The organism is Saccharospirillum salsuginis (genome assembly GCF_014651855.1).
GTDB lineage: Bacteria > Pseudomonadota > Gammaproteobacteria > Pseudomonadales > Natronospirillaceae > Saccharospirillum > Saccharospirillum salsuginis.
This window is the reverse complement of sequence record NZ_BMXR01000001.1, coordinates 233,369-256,095: the sequence shown is the minus strand read 5'-3', so window position 1 is coordinate 256,095 and position 22,727 is coordinate 233,369. Positions and strand designations below refer to the sequence as shown.

17 protein-coding genes are annotated in these 22,727 nt (G+C 58.5%); 15 read left to right on the top strand and 2 right to left on the bottom strand.

What is annotated here, in order from left to right; genetic code table 11:
* Window position 1: 1 nt before the first annotated feature.
* Both IE111_RS01080 and IE111_RS01075 read right to left on the bottom strand, forming a co-directional pair.
* A complete protein-coding gene (locus tag IE111_RS01080) occupies window positions 2-1,897 on the bottom strand; it encodes a PD40 domain-containing protein (RefSeq protein WP_189606645.1) in 1,896 nt (631 codons plus the stop codon).
* Window positions 1,898-1,996: 99 nt separating this feature from the next.
* Window positions 1,997-2,566 carry a hypothetical protein gene (locus IE111_RS01075; RefSeq protein ID WP_189606644.1) on the bottom strand — a complete coding sequence of 190 codons (570 nt, stop codon included), beginning with the start codon at window positions 2,564-2,566 and terminating at the stop codon, window positions 1,997-1,999.
* A gap of 58 nt (window positions 2,567-2,624) precedes the next feature.
* On the opposite strand from IE111_RS01075, the gene IE111_RS01070 reads away from it, so the two are divergent.
* The 15 genes from IE111_RS01070 to IE111_RS01000 all read left to right on the top strand — a co-directional run bounded on the left by IE111_RS01070 (window position 2,625) and on the right by IE111_RS01000 (window position 22,712).
* Window positions 2,625-2,954, top strand: a complete 330-nt coding sequence (locus IE111_RS01070; protein WP_189606643.1) for a hypothetical protein — start codon at window positions 2,625-2,627, stop codon at window positions 2,952-2,954.
* Entirely contained in the window at window positions 2,933-3,391 is a 459-nt protein-coding gene (gene tssJ, locus IE111_RS01065; RefSeq protein ID WP_189606642.1) for a type VI secretion system lipoprotein TssJ, read from the top strand. The genes IE111_RS01070 and tssJ overlap by 22 nt, the downstream gene beginning before the upstream one ends.
* Before the next feature lie 122 nt (window positions 3,392-3,513).
* Window positions 3,514-4,848: a type VI secretion system baseplate subunit TssK gene (gene tssK / locus IE111_RS01060; protein ID WP_189606641.1), complete on the top strand. Its 1,335-nt coding sequence runs from the start codon at window positions 3,514-3,516 to the stop codon at window positions 4,846-4,848.
* On the top strand, window positions 4,845-5,582 hold the full coding sequence (gene icmH, locus IE111_RS01055; RefSeq protein ID WP_189606640.1) for a type IVB secretion system protein IcmH/DotU: 738 nt from the start codon (window positions 4,845-4,847) through the stop codon (window positions 5,580-5,582). The genes tssK and icmH overlap by 4 nt, the downstream gene beginning before the upstream one ends.
* Window positions 5,575-9,177: a type VI secretion system membrane subunit TssM gene (gene tssM / locus IE111_RS01050; protein WP_189606639.1), complete on the top strand. Its 3,603-nt coding sequence runs from the start codon at window positions 5,575-5,577 to the stop codon at window positions 9,175-9,177. The genes icmH and tssM overlap by 8 nt, the downstream gene beginning before the upstream one ends.
* Complete coding sequence (locus IE111_RS01045; protein WP_189606638.1) at window positions 9,174-10,157, top strand: TagF domain-containing protein; 984 nt, start codon at window positions 9,174-9,176, stop codon at window positions 10,155-10,157. Before tssM ends, IE111_RS01045 begins: the two co-directional genes overlap by 4 nt.
* Window positions 10,154-11,671: a type VI secretion system protein TssA gene (gene tssA, locus IE111_RS01040; protein WP_189606637.1), complete on the top strand. Its 1,518-nt coding sequence runs from the start codon at window positions 10,154-10,156 to the stop codon at window positions 11,669-11,671. The genes IE111_RS01045 and tssA overlap by 4 nt, the downstream gene beginning before the upstream one ends.
* 66 nt (window positions 11,672-11,737) lie before the next feature.
* Window positions 11,738-12,271, top strand: coding sequence for a type VI secretion system contractile sheath small subunit (gene tssB / locus IE111_RS01035; protein WP_189606636.1), 534 nt, complete (start codon window positions 11,738-11,740; stop codon window positions 12,269-12,271).
* A 12-nt stretch (window positions 12,272-12,283) separates the two neighbouring features.
* The gene (gene tssC, locus IE111_RS01030; protein ID WP_189606635.1) at window positions 12,284-13,804 is read left to right on the top strand and encodes a type VI secretion system contractile sheath large subunit; all 1,521 of its coding nucleotides are present in this window, start codon (window positions 12,284-12,286) and stop codon (window positions 13,802-13,804) included.
* A gap of 302 nt (window positions 13,805-14,106) precedes the next feature.
* Window positions 14,107-14,592 carry an Hcp family type VI secretion system effector gene (locus IE111_RS01025; protein ID WP_189606634.1) on the top strand — a complete coding sequence of 162 codons (486 nt, stop codon included), beginning with the start codon at window positions 14,107-14,109 and terminating at the stop codon, window positions 14,590-14,592.
* 85 nt (window positions 14,593-14,677) lie between these two features.
* Window positions 14,678-15,091 carry a type VI secretion system baseplate subunit TssE gene (gene tssE / locus IE111_RS01020; protein ID WP_189606633.1) on the top strand — a complete coding sequence of 138 codons (414 nt, stop codon included), beginning with the start codon at window positions 14,678-14,680 and terminating at the stop codon, window positions 15,089-15,091.
* Window positions 15,092-15,122: 31 nt separating this feature from the next.
* Window positions 15,123-16,835 (top strand): type VI secretion system baseplate subunit TssF, encoded by a 1,713-nt coding sequence (gene tssF / locus IE111_RS01015; RefSeq protein WP_189606632.1) that lies wholly within the window; start codon window positions 15,123-15,125, stop codon window positions 16,833-16,835.
* A complete protein-coding gene (locus tag IE111_RS01010; RefSeq protein WP_189606631.1) occupies window positions 16,799-17,791 on the top strand; it encodes a type VI secretion system baseplate subunit TssG in 993 nt (330 codons plus the stop codon). The genes tssF and IE111_RS01010 overlap by 37 nt, the downstream gene beginning before the upstream one ends.
* Before the next feature lie 46 nt (window positions 17,792-17,837).
* Window positions 17,838-20,645 carry a type VI secretion system ATPase TssH gene (tssH, locus tag IE111_RS01005; RefSeq protein WP_189606630.1) on the top strand — a complete coding sequence of 936 codons (2,808 nt, stop codon included), beginning with the start codon at window positions 17,838-17,840 and terminating at the stop codon, window positions 20,643-20,645.
* Window positions 20,646-20,660: 15 nt separating this feature from the next.
* Complete coding sequence (locus IE111_RS01000) at window positions 20,661-22,712, top strand: type VI secretion system Vgr family protein (protein WP_189606629.1); 2,052 nt, start codon at window positions 20,661-20,663, stop codon at window positions 22,710-22,712.
* The last annotated feature ends 15 nt before the right edge of the window (window positions 22,713-22,727 follow it).

The following is a 22,727-nucleotide window of genomic DNA, read 5'->3' as shown; positions in this document are numbered from 1 at the left end:
GTTACTGTGCGACCTGATAGTCCAGGATGCGACCGTTGGGCGCCATTTCCCCCAGTAACGACTGGGATTCCGTTTCCGGCAAAGTCTCCAGCGGTTGGTAGATCAACCGCATACCTTCACCGCTACCGTTCAGGGTGAGATACAACAGGCCGTCGCTGTTCGGAGACCAGAGGTAGTCGTGGTCGGATTCCTGGGTATTCAGGTCCGTGACCTGTTTCAGCTCCTGGGTTTGAAAGTCCAGCACATGCGCCTGTACCTGTTGAGAGCTGATGACCAGAGACTGCAAGGCGAGCTTGCTCCGGTCCGGCGACAGACGGATGTCTTCGACCTTCTCGCGTTCATCGTGGTGATAGATGTCCGCCGTCAGCAATGAGAGGTCTTTCTCTTTGTCGGGTATGACGTTGTACACGCTGACCTGATGGCTGGGCGAGGTGACGGACGGATTGGGCGCGCTGACGGCGACCACGATCGACTCCGGCGACACCCAATCCCAGAACAGGGTATGGCTTTGCTCACCAAACTCGGTCAACTGACGGTTGGAGCCGCCGGAAACCGTGGAGGAGAACAGCTGAACATCGCCGTCGGTAATCTGGTCGGCCCGGTACGCTACCCGACCCTCGTCCGGACTCCAGCGGTAAGCCGCGACGTCGCCTTCGGTCACCAAGCCGCTGTTGATCCGGGTTTGAGCCTCGGCCGTTTCATCTTCCTGCTTGGCCACCCAGTCGACGACAAACAGATCGAACTGTTCATCGACCAACAGATCACCGGTGAAACTGAGGTAGTTGCCTTTGGGGGACCACGCCATGGCATTCAGGGCGTGTACGTGTGAACCGTAGGGTTCCGATAATGCCACCGCGGGTTCAGTCAGTGTGTCCGGGGAGGCCAGATAGAGGTGTTCCGAACCGGCCGCCCCTCGAATGGCGGTGTAGGCCAACCGACTGTCACTGGGGTGCCAGCGGTAGTCGACACCGGCCGCGAATCCGGTTTCATCGGCGGCATAGAGGGTGGTTGGCGTAGCCTCGGCGATGTTGTACCAAATCAATTCCCCGGTCTCGTTCACCCAGGCCAGATGGTTTTCGTCGTCGGAAAACCGAAACGCGGTGGCGGAATTCAGGCCGGGATCGGTGGTCACCGCTGTGGCCGTGGCTTCGGAATCGACCAGTACCAGGTGCTGTACGGGTTCGGTGGCATCCGTTTGCGTGACCACAGCCAACCAACGGCTGCCGGCGCTCCAGAACAACTCGACAATGTTACTGCCGACTTCCTCGGGAAGTTCGACCGGCACCTCGTCGGAACCGTTGGATTCCATCATGACCAGTTGTTCGCCATCGACCGAGTGATTCCGGATGAACGCCAGGTATTGCCCGTTCGGTGACAGGCTCGGTTGTTCCAGGGTTTCCTGCAGCCCGATCGCATCGTTCAGATGCAACGGATCGGTCGCGGGGTAGCCGACCTTGTACAGGTCGCCCTTGTCGCTCTGTTCCTTCTCGGCCTGGGCCACCAGAAAAGTTTGTTTGCGGATCGTCAAGTCGATGTCCGCACTGGTGGTTTCGCCGTCGCTGTCGGTCACAGTGATGGTCAGGCGGGCGGTTTGCTGTCCGGAAGACTGCCAGGGCACCTCAACGTCCACGGCCGTACCGTCGGGGGTGATGCCGAGAGCGCTGGCGGCCTGTTGGCTGATGTCCCACTGAATGGTCAGATCACTCGCGCTGTCCCGGTCATCGGATACCGTCACTTCGATGCGATTGACGCTGCCCTCGGTCAGATCCTGACTGGACGCGCCTTCGATAACAGGCGCCTTGTTCTGGTATTCGTCGGGCAGTTCGGGAATGTCGGCGACACAACCGGCCAGTCCCACGACCGCACCGGAGAGGAAGAAAGGAATTGTCCGTCTCATCGTTCATCCTTTTGGAGGGGTCGTGACACTGGGTCAGCCCCCCTCGGTTCCGTTACAGGGGCGAACCGGAGTGCGATCCAACGCGGGGTCGGACCGATCTCAGTTCAGTTTGAAATTGACGCTCAGTCGGGTTGTCAGCAGCGCGGGTTTTATAACCGGCCAGTCAACACTGAGGTCGATAAACAGGCGTTCCTGAATGGGAATCTGCAGTGAACCTTCAAGCACGACGGTCGGGTCGTGACGGGTTTCGTACTCGGTCTGGGTCCAGCTGTTGCCGTCCTGGTGCCAGGAGTAGTGGTTTACCTGGGACAGCGAGCCGAGGCCGGCGCCGCCGCCGATCCAGATCAGGCGATTGCCCAATTTCAGGTCATGCAGCAAGCCGGCCGTGGCGGTTAAACCGTAGGCGGTGGTGCCGTGCTGGTCGTCTTCGATATCGGGCTTGTGTTGCGCCCAGTTCAGCGCACCCCGCACATAGGCACGGGTATGGCCCTCGACGAATACGGGTACCTGATAATCCCCCTGAATACCCAGACCGGGTGCGGAAGGGTAGTCATCCTGCGATTGCAATGAAGCGAACAGAGGGCCGGTGCCGATGGAGAAGCGTGCCTGTTGCCATTCCACAGCCCAGGCGGGGGCAGTGGCGACCATCAGGCCCAGTACTGTAATCATTCTGGGTATCATGGTGCATCCTTGTGCGGTGTTCCTTGGGCGAAAAGTGTGCATTCGCATGCGAACCGGCGATGGAGGATGCCATTGTGGTCCGTGGCCGCGCAAGAGCAAAAAACGGACTTCGATCACAAAAAATAAAGAAATCATGGAAGTGTTGTCTTCGCCAATTATCGATGGTATTGCTAAAAAAAGAGAGAAAACGGCGCGGTTAATTTTTGCTCAGCAGGCGTTATGCGCGAGCAATTCTCCGCGGCGACCGAATGATTTTTATGAAGCAGCTCACACAATTCGACGTGACGCTGTGGTAGGTTACGCACCCTCTGTTGAAATGGACAGAATGGACAATCAGATTCAAGGAGAGCCAGGATGCTCATCAAAAAGCAATTGAAGATTGGTCTCACTCTGCTGTGCGCCGTGCTTTTGGGCGCGTGCTCCACTCCCCAACTGAACTTTCGTGTTCAGGCATCCGATACGCTCAATGCCGACGAAAACGGCAATACCTACGCTGTTCTGCTGCGGGTCTACCAGCTCAGCGATACGGATTTGTTCGAGCAGTCGGCTTACGAAGATTTGTGGAAGGCGGACACCCAGATACTGGCCTCGTCCCTCGTTTCGGTCCATGAGTTCACCATCGAGCCTTCATTAAGCAAAACAATCGAGGTCGAAAAGGAAGAGGGCGCCCGCTACGCCGGCATCGTCGCATTCTTTCGCTCGCATGAAGGCAACTGGAAAGCCTATCGCAAGATCAATCACGGTCTCATCCCGGCTTCCACTCAAATGTCGTTGACCGTGTCCGGGTCGGACATCGATCTGCAATATCGCTAACAATTAAACTCGTTTTTCGGCTTTGTCGTGCCACGTTCGGTGCGGCGGGCCAAATATGTTCAACAATCCATTGAAATGTCCGGTGGCGCCAGCCGCCCGACCAGGTTGCATCAGGGAACCGTATGAAAGGATTAAGAAAGGTCATCTGGGCCGAAGGTGTTTTTTTGGGTCAACAGCACTTTCAGGCTTGGGATCAATACCATTCCCGCACACAGGCGCTTCGGTCACGTATCTTTGAGACGTATGACTGGGGTGTCAGTAAATTGGTCCTGGACGAGTCGGCGCTGTTGAATGGTCGGCTCGATGTGATCGCCTGTCAGGGCATTCTGCCGGATGGCCGCATAATCGACTATCACCGCGAGCACGACGGGCGTCTTGAGCTGGAACTTTCCCAATACCCCGCCGAACGACTCACCATCGCCCTGGTGGTGCCCAACAGCGAACTGGCCGACAACATCACCGGTTATACCAGTTCCGGGCGATCGGCGGGTTGGCAGGTCGAGTATTCGGAGGTCGAGGACGTTTACGATGTCGGTCGGCTCCGTGAAGTGCCGCTGGGCAAGCCCAACCTCAGGCTGCAAACCGTCGACAGTGTGCAGGAAAGCCTGTTGTCCCTGAATCTCGTCCGGCTGGTGCACAAGCACGATGCCGAGTACGTACTGGATGAAGAGTATCTGCCGCCCATGTTGACTCTGGACGCGGTGCCTAAGCTGGGTCAGTTGATCACCAATCTGATCGATATTCTCCAGTCCCGGTTTCGGACCCTGCAGGATCAACGCATCAAGCTGGGTGACCTGCACAATATGACCGCCGGTGAAATGGCGGACTTCCTGTTGCAAGCCGAATTGACCGAAGCCTTGAGCGAACTCAGGTTGATGGAATCCCACACCCGGCAGTCGCCGTTCGATCTGTTCAGCCTGCTGACGCGCTACCACGATCGGTTGGCCTTGCACCTGGCTCCGGAAAGTGTGCCGTTCAACGGGCAGTATCGCCACGAGGAGCCCGGGGCGTCGTTCATCACCCTGTTCGATTCGTTCCGCGAGATACTGGGTGCCCAGCGCAAGCGACCCGACTCCGGTATTACACTCAACGAGGCCGCGCCCGGGCGTTATGAATCCAGCAAGCTCAGTGAAGCGGCGATGGATCGGTGCACGTTCTTCCTGGCGGTCAGTCACGACAGTGCGGATCCCTCCTGGTTCACCCGATTCCCCAATTATTTCAAGGTCGGCGCTCCCAGCCGGATCGAAACCATGATCGCCAGCGCCTTGCCGGGCCTCCCGTTGGTGCATACCCAGCGGGTTCCGCAGAAAGTCCGGATCAAGTCCGGGTACGAGTACTTCAAGTTGGACAAGAACAGCGACGCCTGGCTCGATGTTCGTCGTGAAGGTCAGTTCTCGGCCTTCAGTCTCGGTGACTTCGTCTCGGCCGATATCGAGTTGTTGGTGATTGAGGAATGACCACCATGCACGCGGAATACAGCGAATTGGACGCCACCCTGGTGGAAGGCTGTGCCCCCATTTTCAATCTGGTCGAACCCCTGCGGAATCCGGACCAGGCCGAGTCCGTCCCGGCGGAGTTGCGCAAGGATCTCGAACAGGCCTTTCTGGAGCTTGAGCGTCGGGCGTTCGAAAAACAATGGCCGAGTGCCATGACCCGCGATGTGCGGTTCGGTATGGCGGCTTATGTGGATGAGATGGTGATGTCCTCCCGCTGGCCCCACAAGTTCGACTGGATGGTCAAGCCGTTGTGCGTGGAGTTTTTCGGTGAAAGCAATGCCGGGGAGGCTTTTTTTGATCGCCTGGAAGAGCTTCGCCAGGATTTGGCCAACCAACGGTTGGTGGTCGAATTGTATTTCAGCTGTCTGCAATTCGGGTATCAGGGGTGCTATCGCATTCGCGGCTACGAACCCCTGCAGGCGCTGATCGCCAACTTGCGAGCCGAGCTTGAGGATCTGAACGGTCCGGTCCCCCGTGATCTGGCGGACCAGGCCGTACCGGAAAGCCGGCTGGTGTATCGCATAGGTGGCAATCAGCCGTACTGGGTGATGGCTTCAATCGGTGCCGCCGCCCTGATGAGTCTCTTTCTGGCCTATGGCGCGATGATGCGGACTTCGCTCGAAGAAAGCGCCGAACATTTAATCGAACGGGAAATGGCGACGAGCCAGGTCAATAGGGAAGCGACCGATGGGTAATACAATCCTGATGAAACTGAAGGGCTTGTTGCTCTCCAAGGCCAGCGGTTGGCTGGCGGGTATCGCCGCGGTACTGGTGTTGATCTGGTATCTCGGTCACTACGTTGGTCTGAACAGCCAGCGATTGAAATTCATGGCGATGGCGGCGGTCATCGGCGTTTTTCTGCTGTTTCTTGTTCTGCGCTTTCTGTACAACGCTGTTCGCGGTAAACGTCTGCGACAGCAACTGGACAAGATGGGCGACGACCAGTCGTCCGACAGCATCCAGAACAAGATCTCGGACGTCCTGTCCGCGTTGAAATCCTCCCATCTCGGTACCCGGTATCGCGGCAACAGTGCGCTCTACGCCTTACCCTGGTACATGGTCATCGGTCCGTCCGCCGCCGGGAAGAGTACGCTGTTCTCCCGCTCCGGTCTGGAATTTCCCTTGAAGGACGACCAGCGTTTTCACGTTCAGGGCATCGGCGGTACCCGTGACTGCGACTGGTGGTTTTCCGACCAGGCTATCCTGATCGACACCGCCGGTCGCTACACCAGTGACGATGAAAACGATGACTGGCTCAACTTCCTGCGGGTGCTTAAGGCGAACCGGTCGCGCATGCCCATCAATGGCCTGATGCTGGCGCTTCCACTGGACCAGATTCTGACTTCCGACAAGGACACCCTGGAACAGCACGCCAAGCATTTGAAGAACCGGTTGCACGAGTTGATATCCGAACTCGGCGTTACCTTTCCGATTTACATTGTGATCACCAAGTCCGACCTGCTGAAAGGTTTCGAGGCCTACTTCGGCGATCTCGGCGACGGGGAAGTCAAGCAACCCTGGGGCGTGTACCTGCTCGACGAAACCGAGGACCGTTCATCCAATGCGCTGGGTGTGCTCGAGGAACGCTTGAACCAGCTCTACCACCGCCTGCTGGAGCAGCGTTCGCAGAAAATCAATCTGGCCGGTGCCGCCGAGGACAAGGTTGAGATTTATCAATTCCCGAACCAGTTCGCCGGTGCGGTCGAAAAACTGATGGATCTGCTGGCGTTGTTATTCAAGGATAACCCCTACCATGAATCCCCCTGGTTCGCGGGGGTTTATTTCACCTCCAGTACGCAGGAAGGGGTCGCGCTCGAGCGTAAATCCAACGCCTTCAAGAGCATATTCGCCCGAGTGACGGCTCAAGCCAAAGAGCGCGCCGGAGAATCCCGGAGCTATTTCATCGATCGTCTCTTCACCGACGTTATTTTTCCGTTGAAGGACGCCGTGCGCGGCAACCGCAAACGCCAGCGCTGGGATCGTTTGGGCAAAGCCACCACCTTTGTACTGATCGCCGGTTTACTGACGGTGACCGGTGTCGGTTTGTTCAGCACCTACACGGCCAACCGCTTGTTGATCAGCGACTACCAGAAAAAAGCGGAGACGCTGCTGGATCGCTACCACGATTCCGAGGTCGGTGAACAGGAACGGCTGGACGCTCTGGTTGGTCTCTACGAGCACTATAGAAAGCTCGAGGACATGCAAACCTATTCGCCGGTACAACTGGTGCGCCGCTATTCGCTGGTCGAGTCGCATGCCGAACCCATGCACCGTCTGCTGCTCGATACCGTGACCGGAACCTTGCACGATCGGGTCGTACCGTCCCTGCAGACCGAATTGAACCGGTACGGGACCGCCTGGACGGAGTGGACCGAAGAAGAGCGAATCGCCCGTCAGCAGGACTACTACCAGGCGTTGCGTGCCTATCTGATGATGACCAGCCATCGGGAACGTCAGGACGAGGACTTTCTGGAGACGTACTTGAGTAAACTCTGGTACGACACCTACACCGAGACCGATCTGCTGCTCAGTTATCAGCAACAGCAGCCGGTTATGCAGGAGATGGTCCGTTTTTATCTGACCGAGGTGTTCGCGGATATCGAAGAGAGCCATACCAACCCCTGGCTGGCGGGCAACGAAGTGGTCGAGATGGCGCAGTCCAACCTCGCGACCGAAGCCGACGCCGAGATGCTCTACAATCGACTGGTCGCTTCCGCCAACGGACGATTCGACGATGTCATCATCAGCGATATTCTCGCGGATGCCGTGTCCGGTGCCTTGCGAGCCGAGGAAAAGGTTCCCGGCATCTACACCCGTGATGCCTGGCAATCCTACGTCGCCGAGGAAATCGATACCCTGGCAAAAACCGCCAGTACCGGTGACTGGGTGCTGGGCATGGAAACCGAATCCGAAAACAGCGGCCCGGACGATCGTCTGAAGCGTCGCTTGCGCTCCGATTTGCGGCAATTGTATTTTGCCCGCTATGCCGACGCCTGGACCCAATTCCTGAGCAGCGTGCGGGTTCCCGCGTTCCGCGATCTGACCGATTCGGTGCGTACCATCAAGGCGCTGGGTCATGAATCGGCCCCGTGGGCCTCCCTGTTCGATCGGGTTGCGCTGGAACTCTCCCTGACCGAACCGATGTTGGAGCAGGGGTCCCAGATGAGCGATCTGGCGAATCAGGTCACAGGCGAAGACGAATCCGAGGAGCCGGCGCCCATCCCGATCATCCCCGCATTCGAACGCCAGGCCAAGACTCTGTTCGAGCTGGTGCAACCCAAGCAAAAAGCATCCGCCAATCCGGTCTGGACCAGCTATCAGCAGGAACTGCAGGCATTGGCCGGAGAGCTGGAATTCATGCTGGCGGCCTCGGACATTCACCGGGAAGCCAAGGACTACGCCAAGGAATTGTTGGCGGGTGACTCCAACGGGAAGCAACTGTACGCCGGCTGGATCGCCATCAACGGTTTGTTGCAGGAGATGAAGCCCGGCAGTCGGGAGTGGGTCGCCAATCAGTTCCGCGCGCCGCTGCAATACACCTGGTACGCCATGCTGGGCAGCGCGAATCAGGCGTTGCAACAACAGTGGGAAAGCCGCGTTTATCGAGCCTATTCCAACGACCTGCAAGGGCGTTTCCCGTTTTCCACCAGCCAGGTGGAAGCGACGCCGCATGACGTCAAACTGCTGTTGCAGCCGGAGCAAGGCACGCTGTGGCGGTTCATGGACGAGGAGTTGCAGCCCTTCCTGAAGAAGTCCGGTGGACGCTGGCAAAGCCGGACCTGGTTGAATCGCGGCCTGGCCTTTAACCCCGGATTCTTCCAGGCCTTGCAGGGCGCCGATCGGATCGCGAGCGGCCTGTTCAAACCCGGCACCGGCGAGATGGGTATGGGGTATGCGCTTTACCCGATGCCGGTACCCGGTGTGACCGAATCCCTGATCGAGGTCGACGGCAGTCATTACCGATATCGCAACGAACCCCAGGAGTGGCGTGAATTCTCCTGGACCTTGTCGAAGAACGACAGTTTCGCCCGGGTAATGGCCCGGGCCGGGAACCAGGTCGCACCGGCGACGCTCGAAGCCACCGGTCAATGGGCCTTCGTCCGCTTGATCCAACAAGCCGACGTCACCCACTTGCGCGGCACCGAATTCGAGCTGCATTGGCAGTTGGATAATGAACCACGCCCGGCATCGGTCCGTTTCCGGATGCGAGCGGATCGGGAAGGCAGTGTGCTGAACGCCAACTTGTTCAGCCAGTTGTCGCTGCCGCGAAACCTGTTCCAGGCGGGATGATGTTCGGGTTCGGCGCGGACAAATCGGCTCCGGCTCCCAGCCCGACTCCAGTCGCTGTTGAATTGGGGTATCTGGGTAAGTTGCGCAGCCGAGCCGACTACTTGAAGCACTCGGCCGATGCCCGGGAGGTCACCACGCTGGACGCCTGTATGAAAGACTGGTTGGTGATGCAGGCGGGGCGCGAGGAGTCAGCCCCGGTGCCTCCGCAGGGGCTGGGGTTCATGACCGTCGGCGGGCTGGATCGTCAAAGCCTGTGCGGCTACCTCTTCCCCAGTGAAGACAGTCACGGTCGGCGCTACCCGTTTTTTTACTACGCCCGCTGGTCGGACGTGGATTTGTATTTCAAACCGGCGCCCATTTTTTACGGCAGCTGGCAGTTGTTTCAACAATGCGAGGCGGCCCTGGCCTGGCCATTGGCCTGCCCCGAAGAAGTTCAGTTGTCGCCGCTCCGGCAGGACAAGTGGTCTCGCCAAAGTCCGTCTGGCAAGCGCCTGATGTCGGAGTCGATGGCGTGCATGGCGGATTTCACATTGGCGCACTGGCTGAGCCACCTGGCTGGTGGTGACCCGACGTTGCAATGTCGGTTGCTGGCCGGTTGTCGCACCCTGATCGACCAATACCGGCATAGTGTCACTACGAGACGGGCCCCGGTCGACTTGAGCCTGCCACTGGGTACGCCCGAGCTGGCGCCGTACAGCCTGCTGTTCTGGTTGCACTTGCTGTCGGGGATGGATCGTTCGCGGCTGTGGCGGCCCGACATCGTCTGGACGCTGGATGCCGCCTTCGGTCAACTGTACGTCCTGTCACAGCCGATGACGGCGTCGCGGCTCGAAAACCTGTTCCGGGACGGGGCCGAATCCGCCGGTGCCGACTGGATGAGCGTCGATGGAAGCGATCATCAGGGCTGGGCGGAACAACTGATCGAACAACCCGACAGTCTTTTGTTGGATGTAGCCATACGCTGGAGTCAAATCGGATGACGATTGCCATTAATGACATGACAAGCTGGGACGAATGGCTGGAGCGGTGTCTGGCACCGGTCGAGCCCGAGGATGTCGGCGAGGATCCCCGCTACAGTGACCGCTTTACCCTGTTGAAAGCCGAAGTGGAAAAGCGGCAGGACGTCGACTTCGACCTGATTCTGTCGCTCGCCACCGAGGTGCTGACGGATGAAGCCAAGGACCTGCGGGCGGCCGGATACTTCACCATGGCCGCCAGTCGACTGCACGGCATTGAAGGGTTTTACCAGGGCATTCGCTTACTCGAAGGGCTGCTGACGGCTTTCGAGGATCAATGCCATCCGCGTAAACCCAAAGCTCGACAGTCCGCCCTGGGATGGTTGCAACAGCCCAGGGTATTGTCCTTTATTCAGAATTTCGAAGGCGACATATCGGAAGAGATCTATGTCGCCGCCGACCAACAGTTCAAGGGGTTCATCGACGTCGCTCGCGCGGCCGGTGTCGAGGGCTTCGGCTGGCCGGACCTCAGTCAGTGGCTGGCGAAGCAACAACCGGCTCCCAAGGCGGGAGACAAAAAACCGGCCGAGTCACAGGCTCAGTCGCAACCGGCATCCTCCGCACCGGCGACGGCCGCGCCTTCGGCTCCGCCAATCGGCGACGGCGGCATTCAATCGGAAGCGCAACTGCTGCAGGCGCACAAGCAGCTGTTGGGGTATTACCGTGACAAGCAACTTTATGGCGCCATGGCCGGCCTGGCCCGCAGTGTGAAATGGGGGGATTTGAAGCTCCCACCCAACGAGGCCGGCAAGACACGGGTGCCCGCGCCACGGGATCAGAGCGTCAACAAAGTCCGTATCGCATGCGACAACGAGGACTGGATGAATGCATTTCTGGCCGCCGAGGAAGCCTTTTTCGAGCCGGGTGGTGCGTTTTGTTTTGAACTACAGCGTTTGTCGGCCACGGCGGCGGCGAAAGCCGGACATAAAGGGGTAGCCCTGCAGATTGAGCGTTTTGTGTGTGCCTTGTTCGACCGATTGCCCAAGTTGAAGCAACTGAGTTTCGACAACGGCGAACCGTTTGTGGGCGGCGCTACCCAGGGCTGGCTGGAGCAGATCGCCCCGGCCGGTGACGGCGAGGGCACTAACGACGGCGCGGATTGGCTGAGCGAAGGGCGCCGCCTGCGTGACGAGGAAAACCTCGGCGTCGCCTTGCGTTGGTTGCACGAACAAGGTCAAGGCTCGGATGTGAATGGCCACCGCGCTCGATTAATACAGGCCCAGTTGTGCCACGAAGGCGGTCAGGCCGCGTTGGCCGAGCCCATGCTCGAACGACTGGATCGAAGTGTTCAGGAACTGGGGCTCGATACCCTGGTGCCGGACCTGGCCATGGCGATATGGCGACAGCGCTGGATGGTCCTGAAGGACTTGAAAGCGGAAGCGGATAAGGACAGCGAGGACCGGCTCGATGCAGACATCGCCCGCTTGCAGTCCTTGATGTGTGCCACCGATCTGGCACGCGCGGCCCAATGGTTTTAAACAGGGAGGTTTCGGGACGAGTCGACTCGCCCGAGCAACCCCATTTCAGCAAGAGGAGAACTCATCATGGCAGACAGTTTTCAAAATGAAGTCCCACGCGCTCGGGTTAACATCGCTCTGGATCTCGAAACCGGCGGTGCCAGCGTAAAGAAGGAATTACCGATGAAGTTGCTGGTACTGGGCGACTTCAGCAATGGTAAAGGGGAGGGCGACGTCGCCGAGCGTGAACGCGTCAACATCACCTCGAACAATGTCGAGCAGGTGATGCGCGACATGTCGCCTGAAATGAATTACACGGTCCCGAACCGGATCAAGGAAGACGGCGGAGACATCCGCGTCTCGTTGAAAGCCGAAGGGTTCAAGTCCTTTCACCCGGAACAGGTGGCTTCCCAGATTCCCGAATTGAGCGAGATGCTGTCCATGCGCAATCTGCTCAAGGACCTGAAATCGAACCTTCTGGACAACAGCGCATTCCGCAAAGAAGTGGAGCGCATTCTGAGCTCGGAGCCGGACGTCACCTCTTTGAAAGATGAGTTGAAGGCATTGATTGCTCAACAGAAAGCGGCCGAATCGGAAGAAGACGGCGAAAGCGAGGCATAAGGAGAGATTCCCATGACCGTACAGGAACAACAAGGCAAGCAAGGCACCGAAACAGAAGAAGCCGGAAGTCTGTATGAACGGTTGATCGACCTGGTCCATATGGACCCGGTGAAGGAGCCGATCGACATCAACCGCTTTCAGGATTCCAAGGGCATGGCCGAAGTCGACGCCAACCAGCGGATCACGGCCGCACTCAAGGTGTTTTTCGAACTGGCCCTGGACGCTGGCAAGCAGATCGAGCGAATCGACAAAGGGTTGCTCGACGAATACATCGCCCAGATCGATGAAACGATCAGCAAGCAATTGGATGAAGTGCTGCATCATCCGACGTTCCAGAAAGTCGAGTCGACCTGGAAAGGGTTGAAGTTTCTGACCGAGCGCACAGACTTCAAAAGCAACGTCAAGATCGAGCTGCTCGACTGCGATAAGGAAGCACTGCGAGAGGACTTCGAGGAATCGCCGGATACCACCCAGACCGGTTATTTCAACCACATCTATACGCAGGAATACGATACTCCGGGTGGCGAACCGATTTCGGCTGTCATCGCCAACTATGAATTCGACCGGTCGGCGCCGGATGTCGAGTTGCTGACGGAAGTGTCCAAAGTCTCCAGTGCCGCCCACTGCCCATTCATCAGCGCCATCGGCCCGACCTTCTTCGGCAAAGACAGTGTCGAGGACATCCCGAAGATCCAGGATGTCTCCAGCTATATGGACCGTGCCGAATACATTCGCTGGAAAGGCTTCCGGGAGACCGAAGACTCGCGCTACGTCGGTCTGGTGTTCCCGCGCTTCCTGCTTCGCCTGCCGTACGGCGAGGAAAACCCGGTCCGCACCTTTAACTACAACGAAGGCGTCACCGGCGAGCAGCATGACCGTTATCTGTGGGGCAATTCGGCATTCGCATTCGCCTCCAACATGGTACGCAGCTTCAAGAAACACGGCTGGACGGTGAACATTCGCGGTCCCGAGGCTGGCGGCAAACTCGATGGCCTGCCGATTCACTTCTATGAATCCGGCCGCGGCACTGAGTCAAAGATTCCGACCGAGGTGTTGATTTCCGAAACCAAGGAACTGGAATTCGCCGACCACGGCTTCATTCCGCTGAGTTACTACAAGAACAGCGACTACGCCTGTTTCTTCTCGGCGAACTCGACTCAGAAGCCGGTGGAATACGACACGGCGGAAGCCACAGCCAACTCGCGCATTAACGCGCGCCTGCCCTACATCTTCCTGGTATCCCGAATCGCCCAGTACCTCAAAGTATTGCAGCGTGAGAGCATCGGCTCTTTGAAATCCCGTCAGGATCTCGAAAACGAGTTGAATGGCTGGCTGCAGGGCATGGTCACCAAGATGAACAACCCCGAGCCGGACCTGGCCGCCAGTCATCCGTTGAAAGACGGCATGGTGTCGGTCAAGGAAGCCGCGGACAACCCGGGTTACTACACCGTGAACATGTATGTGCAACCGCACTTCCAGGTGGAAGGCGTGGATGTTCGTCTTTCTCTGGTATCTCAAATGCCAGAATTGTGATCGATGTAACGGGATGTGATTCACATTTTGGTACAATGCCTTTCAACGATTGTTCGACACAACTTTCATAGTTATAGTTGTTGAAAGGCAACACTTCCCGGCCAGCGTGCCGGGGGTGTTAAAAAGGATGACAGCAAAGAATACAGGGATGGATGCTCGAAGCACCGATCGTTCTAGTATCTTCCCCTTCAGAATCTCCGCGAGCTGGCATTGGTTTCGACCGATGTGGAGGTGCGCTGTGTCATGCAGCGTCAGCTCTCGCCTACACCGCTAGGAAATTTATTTTAAAAGGAGATTACTTCATGGCAATTCCTGCCTACATGATGCTCAAAGACGACCAAGGTAATGATGTTCAGGGTTCGGTAAATGTTGCCGGCCGTGAAGGCTCGATCGAAGTACTGGCTTTTGATCACCAGCTGCGTATCCCGACGGATAACGACACTGGTGAACTGACCGGTACTCGTAAGCACGAGCCGTTTGTAATTACCAAGGCTTACGATGCGGCCACCCCGTATCTGTACAAGGCTTGCAGTAATGGTCAAACCCTGCAGAACCTGGTTTTGAGCTGGTACAAGATTGACGAGACTGGTACTGAAGTCGAGTACTTCCGTCATACCTTGGAAGGCGTGAAGATTACTTCCGTCAAGCCCAGCATGGCTAACGTCAAGGATCTGGATAAAGAACGCTATCCGCATCTGGAAGACGTATCCATCCGGTACCAGAAAGTAACGTGGACCTTCCTGGACGGCAACATCGAGTTCTCCGACTCCTGGGTCGAAGGCCGATAAGCCACCGGTTGTAATGGCTACGACAGGGCATGCGTTTGCATGCCCTTACCCATTTCCAGAAAAAGAGTGTTTTCCGGGAACTGTCATGCTGTCCATATACGAAGCTCTGCAAGGCAAGCATCTGAACGGGGAGCCCCTGTCGGAATACCCCAATCGGGAAGACCGGCTGGCCAGCATACACGACCATCTGATGCGACTGTTGAACGCCCGTCAGGGTGTCCTGGCACACTTGCCGGACTATGGCTTACCGGACCTCAACCATTTTTATCAGGAATTACCGTACTCCGAGACCGACATGGCCCAAGCGGTCAAGGATGTTATCGAAAAGTACGAACCCAGATTACGTCGAGTGCAGGTCACGCCACTGCCGCGCGATATCCAGTTTTCCGTTGTTCGCATGGAGATCGCCGGCTGGGTCGTCGGCGGCGACCGTATTCGATTCAGGACCCTGTTCAAGAGCTCGGGCGAAGCGGAAGTCCAGAGCCCGCAAGGTCGATGAGTTCACGGGCCAATAGGGCGAGAGGGAACGGATGAAAGAGTATTTCGAATCGGAAATGCGGCTGTTGCAGGATGCCGCCCAGGAATTCGCCGAAGCCTATCCGGAGCAGGCGGCCATGCTCAACCTCAAGGCCGTCAAGGATCGGGACCCTTATGTCGAGCGTCTGCTCGAAGGTATGGCGTTTTTAACCGCTCAGGTGCGCGAGCGCATCGACGACGGTGTTCCCGAATTGAGCGAAAACCTGCTCGACCAACTGAATCCGGCGCTGTGCCGGCCTTTTCCGTCCTATACGCTGGTCAGACTGGACCCGGAACAACAGATCAGTGAAACCGTTCCGCTGCGGAAGGGGACATCGGTTAAGGCGCTGAATGTCGGGCCGGAAAACGTCACCTGCGAATACACCACCACAGCGGCCTTGTCGGTTCAGCCCATCCATATAGATGACGTAAGCGTGGTCGAGCGCATCGGCGGCGGCACCCAGATCAAGCTTCACATTCGAAAACGCTCCGCGTTCGACTGGCCCGATCTCGACTTCACCGAACTGCCCATTCATCTGCATTGCGATCGCGCGCTGGCCTATGCCCTGTATGAGGCGGCGATACACCCCCAGGCGCGCCTTAAAATGACCCTGGACAACCAGCCCTTACCGGGGCAGGTCCAGCTGGAACCGGCCATGCTGGAACCTGAAGAATGCTTTTTGCCCACCGGTGGTCGCGGACACGTCGCCTTCAGTCTGTTGCACGACTACTTCAACGCCCGGGAAAAGTATCTGTTTCTCAAAGTCCGGGGGTTTAACAGCCAGCAATGGGCCGGCGATGGCCGCTTGCTGACACTCACGCTGGAAACACCGGTGACCATGCCGGCCGGCCATCATGTACGTCGGGAAACCTTCCAATTGAACACGGTACCGGCGATCAACCTGTTCAAAACCCAGACAGAACCCGTTCGTCTGACGGGCAGGGTCCCGGACTACCCCCTGAAAGTGGATTACAGCTACGTCGATTGCGCCAATGTATACTCCGTATTGGAGGTGAACGGCCGCAACCCCGAGACCGGCGAAAGCCGACAGTTCCGGCCGTTGCACGAACTCAGTTACCGCCGAGACGACGACCCGACCTACGCCACCCATACGCGTAAGAGTGGTTCAGGGCGTCGTCGGACCTTTATTTCGGTAAGCGATGTTAAACCCAAGGTCGGAGAGGTGCTGTCGGTCGATGTGCTGGCGAGCAACGAAAGTTACCCACGACAGTTTCTTGAATTGGGGGGTATCGACCAGGTTCAATCGGAAGTGTCGAAGGATGTAAAAGTCACCAACATCGCCCGGCCAAGCAAGATGGTCTCCCCGCCCGCCATCCAGGATTTTCAGTGGCAGTTGATTTCACTGATGTCATTGCAGTTGTCCAGTCTCAGTGACGTCGACCACTTCCGCACACTGCTGAGCCTGTTCGACTGGAGCGAACAGGTCGAGAACGAAAATCGCATCAATGCGATCGAAAGCATTCATGCGGATGTAAAGCACCGTATTCGCCGTGGCGTATTGGTACAGGGGCTTCAGATCACCCTGGAGGTCAAGGAGGCCGGCTTCAGTTCACGGTCCGACCTCTATCTGTTCGGCACCGTGCTGCACCAATTTTTCACCACTTTCGCCAATATCACCGAATACGTCGAAACCAAATTGATCTCCCTGCCAACCTATAAGGAGTGGGTATGGAAACCGACACGCGGGAATCGTCCCATGCTCTAGAGGCCATAGTGGCCCAGGCGTGCGACTATCACTTCCATCAGCTGGTGGAAGTCATCCTGAACCAGGAAGGCGCGGGTCATACCGACCTGCGCCCGAGCTGGTTGAAGCTGCGCCCGTGTGATTGGTTGTCCTTTCCCGCATCCGATGTGAAGCGGGTCAATATTCTGGAAGATCAGAATGTTGAGGTGGAGGCTACCTTTGCCGGTTTTTACGGTGTGGATGCCCCACTGCCACAATATTTTCTGGAGGACGTGACCCATCAGGATGAGGTGGGCAAGCGCATCCAGACTTTTTTGGATGTGTTCAACAACCAGACCTACTGGTTGCTGCATCAGGGGTGGCGGAAATTCCGCCTGCTTCAGGAAGCCGGGGAAAACAACCTGTTTCAACGGCTGGCGTCGGCTCAGACCGGCACCTATTTCAATCGGTTGACGACAGCGGTGGCCACGCCCGGAGCGTTGGCCAGTCGGTGTCGCAGTGCCGCGGGCATTGAAAACATCCTGCGCGAGGCGCTTGCCCTGCCGGAACTGGACGTCGACGACGACGTTATCAGTCAGGTGCCGGTCGATGAGGAATTGACACTCGATGGGCAACAGGCCTTGGGTCACGACACCTTCCTGGGCCAGCAAATGTCCGTACTGGGCCAGCGCGTGGATGTGCACACCGGGGAAGTCGACGGGAGCAAGGGTCAGGCGCTGCAGCCGGAAGGCGACCTCGGTCAACGGCTGGGTGCCTTGCTGCAACAGTATTTGCCTGCGGGCGTCGACTATCAGGTGCAAATCACCTTGCCATCCAGCGAGCGCCCGCCACTGCAACTGGGACATTCCGCCAGCCGACTGGGCCAGGCCATGGCGCTGGGCGAGGACGTCAAAGAGCCGTGCCAACTGACTTTTTCGAAAGACCATTATCAACGGGCGCTGCGGCAGGGTGAAGACGCCATGCCCGAAGCCGCCTGACATTTCTAGACAACCGGATCAATCATCGAACAGGGAGACCGATCGAATGGACAACCGAACATTGCGCGTACTGATCGATAAACTGACACCCCATTGCGGGCTGGCACTGGAAGCCGCAGCAGGCTTCGCGGCCAGTCGCGGGCACCTGGAGATTCAACCCGAGCACCTGTTGCTGAAACTGCTGGAAGACGACAGCCGGGGTCACATCGACTGCATTCTGGAAGCCTTTGAGGTGGACCAGGATCAGCTCTGGCATAACCTGATCGAGCAGGTCAACCGGTTGCGCACGCACCATGAGGGCAAACCGGCCATTTCGGCCAACCTCTATCAGCTGCTTGAGAAAGCCTGTCTGTTGAACAGCCTGCATTACACTCCCGACATCATCGATTCGGCGGGCATCCTGGAAGCTCTGGTTCAGTTGGCCGCGAGTTGGCCCAGCGATGCCGGCCTGGGCCCGCTGGAAAAGATCCCGTTCGATGCCGTGCATGAGCATTTCGATCGCCTGACGCGCAGTTCGGTGGAGGCACTGCAACACGCCAACTCCGGCCCCGCTGCCAAGGGCGGGGTCGCCGCGCCCAAACCCGGTGCCGAGGGCGCCTCCGCCCTCGATCAGTTCACTCAGGACCTGACCGAGAAAGCCCGTCAGGGTGGGATGGATCCGATCAGCGGGCGTCACGATGAGATCCGCATGGCCATCGACATTCTGTGCCGTCGACGCAAGAACAATCCCATTCTGGTCGGCGAAGCCGGTGTGGGTAAAACCGCCGTGGTCGAAGGGCTGGCGCAACGTGTGGTAGCCGACGATGTGCCCGATCTGTTGAAAGGCATCCGTATCTGCGTTCTGGACCTGGGGCTTTTGCAAGCCGGCGCAGGCGTCAAGGGTGAGTTCGAGCGACGCCTCAAGCAGGTGATCGACGAAGTGACTGAAGCGGAAACGCCGGTCATGCTGTTCATCGATGAAGCCCATACCCTGATCGGCGCCGGAGGCGAAGCCGGCATGTCCGACGCCGCCAACCTACTGAAACCGGCCCTGGCCCGGGGCGAGTTGCGCACCATCGCCGCCACCACCTGGAGTGAGTACAAACAGTATTTCGAGCGGGACCCGGCCCTGGCCCGGCGTTTCCAGATGGTCAAGGTGGAAGAGCCGTCCATCGAAGCCGCCGTCCACATGCTGTCCGGTCTGAAAGTTACCTATGAGCAGCATCACGCCGTTCATGTGACCGATGAGGCTATCGAAGCCGCCGTCACCCTGTCCGACCGGTACATCACCGGTCGCTACCTGCCGGACAAGGCCATCGACCTGATCGACACCGCCAGTGCCCGGGTGAAGATGGGACAGTCGCTGGAGCCGCAACATCTCGAAGGCCTCAAGGCCCGGATCCTGTATCTGGAAGACCGTCTCGCACGCCTGAACGACGAATCCAAGCGCGGCCTGGAACCGGACGCCGATGTCCTGCAGCGGTTGCGCGAAGAACTCACCACGACGCTGGAACAGGCGCGCGAAGCCGAGCATGACTGGCGCTCGCAAAGTAATCTGGTGGAACAGATTCAACAGGACAGCGCCGAGCTGAGTGAATCGACCGACCACCCCGATCTCGACAGCCTGTTGCAACAAAGCCAGGAACGCCGCCAGGCACTGACCGAACTGCAACAGGGTCGGCCGCTGGTCCAACCCGAAGTCAATGGCCTGGCGATCGCCGATGTGATCGCCGACTGGACCGGGATTCCCGTCGGCAGCATGGTGAAGGACGAACTGCACGCCCTGCTGAACTTCGAGTCCATACTGGCTCAACAAGTGGTCGGGCAGGACGACGCCTTGCAGGTGATCGGACAAAGCCTGCGCTCGAGCAAGGCCGCACTCAAAACCGGAACCGGCCCGCAAGGTGTTTTCCTGTTGGCCGGGCCGAGCGGTGTCGGTAAAACGGAGACCGCCCGCAAGATCGCCGAGCATCTGTTCGGCAGTGAACGCTCGCTGATCACGATCAACATGAGCGAATATCAGGAATCCCACACTGTATCCCAGCTAAAGGGCTCGCCACCGGGATACGTCGGCTATGGCCGTGGCGGTATTCTGACCGAAGCCGTGCGGCAAAAACCCTATTCCGTGGTGCTGCTCGACGAGGTCGAAAAAGCCCACCCTGATGTCATGAACCTGTTTTACCAGGTCTTTGACCGGGGCTTCATGCGCGATGGCGAAGGCCGCGAGATCGACTTCAAGAACACCATCCTGCTGATGACGTCCAACCTGGGCTCCGAACTGATTCAGGAGCGCTGTACTCCTTCCACCACGATGCAGGATGCGGTGAGACAGGCCATGGCGGAAGCGGAAGCAGAGGCCGAAGCGGAAGGCGAGCAAGAAGCGGATGCGCCGGAACACGAAGCGGCGGTATCCGAACAGGACGAAAACGCAAATCCGTTTCAACCGCCCACTTTGGGCGAGTTGGCCGAACTGGTCCAGCCGGTTATTTCCGGCCATTTCGCACCGGCCCTCGCAGCCCGTATGCAGACGGTACCGTTCCGGGCGCTCTCGGAAGAAGCCCTGGCCAGCATTATCCAGCTCAAGCTGGAGCAGATGGCCGAACGGTTGCAGTCCGAATACAAGATCGAACTGCGCTGCGACCAGGAAGCCCTGGCGCAACTGGTGGAACGCTGCCGCGTCAGCGAGTCCGGCGCGCGTCTGGTCAACCGGGTCATCGAGCAGCAACTGATGCCGGGCATCGCCAACCAACTGTTGCACTACATCGCCGAAGGCGACCTGCCGGACATTCTCAAACTGGATGCCGACGAGCAGGGCCAGCTGGGCTTCGTCTTCCTGGACCGTCAACCCGAGCCCGCCGGGGCCGCAACCGCCTAAACAAGGAGAACCGCCATGACGCTATCCATCGCAGGGATCAACAAAGCGATGCGCGAAGTCGGCCTCGCGGACGAAAGCCAGTATTGCCTGACCTTGTCCGACTTACCCGATGATACCTTCCTGATCGAAACGGTCGACTTGCACGAGTGGACCTTTCATCAGGACTTCGCGATTGAATTGAAAGCCCTGTTGCGTCATGGCATGCCGCCGGATCCTCTCCTGAACCAACCGGCGACCTTTTCAATACTGTCGGGTGGGGCAAGCCTGCCGATGCATGGCGTCATCACCGCGTGCGAGAACGCGGATGGCAATGGCGACTATGACGGCTTAAAGCTGACACTGAGTTCCGTGTTGTGGCTGCTCAAACCCACCCGTCACAACCGGGTGTTTGTCGACCGCAGTGCGGTGGACATCGCCAAAACCTTGCTCTCCGACCAGTTGGGAGATTTCAGCACCGTGGAGGTCGCGGCCTCGGACACACCGGTTCGTCCATTGACCGTCCAGTTCGAGGAATCGGATTTCGATTTCGTTACCCGAATTCTGGCCAACGAAGGCGTGTACCTTCATCTGCACCAGTCCGATACGGACACCATCATTCAGCTGGTCGACGACCTGGGTCAATTGACCGAGGGCGAGACGCCACTGCCTTTGCGTTTTGCGCCCAACGCCGGCGCCGGTAAAGACGACGAGCATGTCTTCAATGTCAATCGACACTGGAAAAGTCGTGTCGGCACCGTGCATTTATCGGACACCAATCCGTGGCACTCCGAAGACCTGTCGGTCGAAGCCGGTGTGCAGGCGTTTGAAAACACCGGCGAGCTCAGCCAGTGGGGGGCGAACTACCAGCATCGTGAACAGGGTCGTCACCTGGCCCAGGTGCGCGCCGAAGCCGAAGCCTGGCCGGCGCACAGCCTGACCCTGGAGACCACCTGCCGCCGCTTGCGCCCCGGCAGCCTGGTCGAACTGATCCAGCATCCGGAATTCAACGGAAGCTACCGCGTGATCCGCGTACACCTGGGTGGCTCCCAGCGAGCCGCGGCCGGTAATGGTCTGGGCGGCCAGGACAAAGCGTTCTACTGCTCCGTCACTGTGATTCCCGCGGACCTGCCGTATCGGCCATCCTTCACACCCCATGCGCCGGTGCGTTTCAATTTGACGGCCTGGGTAACCGAGGAAGTCAATGACCGGGGGCTGTACCGGGTGCGCCTGCCTTTCGACGACCGCTCGGACAGCGACGGCCCGGCCAGTTTACCGGTCCGTATGGCCCAACCGTTGGGCGGACAGGATCACGGCCAGCACTTCCCGCTGGCGAAAGGCACGGAAGTCATACTCGGCTTTGAAAACGGCGATATCGATCGCCCGGTCATTCTGGGTGCTCACTACAACCGTCAGTCCGTCAACCCGGTCACCCAGGCGAATGCCCGCCACAACCTCATTCGTACCCGAGCCGGCCAGCGGCTGTTGCTGGACGATACGCCGGAGCAGGAACGCATCGAGCTGGCGAATCCGGACAACGCCAACCAGCTGACGCTCAGTGCCGAGAAAGACGCGCATCTGGCCAAGCTCGAGTCCACCGAAGGGGACCTCGTGCTGCACGCGGGCCGCGCGATGACCTTCGAAAGCGGCCAAAACCAGACCACGACCGTTGGCGCTGACCACAGCGTGCATGTGAAGAACAACCAGAGCCTAATGACGCAGGAAGGCTCCATTACCGTGGAATCGGCTACCGACATCGAATACAGCGCCGGCAAAAACCTGCGCTGGCAAAGTCGCGAAGGGGAGATGACGCTACGCAGCGAAGGCGCCATGCACTGGCAGGTCGGGGACGGCCTTAATCAGCAGGTGGTCGATGGCGATTATGAAGTGAACGTCGAGGCCGGGGACTACAGCCTCGAAGCCGATGCCAACATCACCTTCAGCGGTATCGGCAGCGGCAGCATCACCCTGGCCCAGGGGGATGGCACCTTGCAGATCGACAGCAGTGGCAACCTCACCCTGAATGGCCCGCAGATCGAAGTGACGGGCGATACCATCGTGATCAAAGGCGGCACCATCGGCAACAACTGATGCCCCCCGAACTCA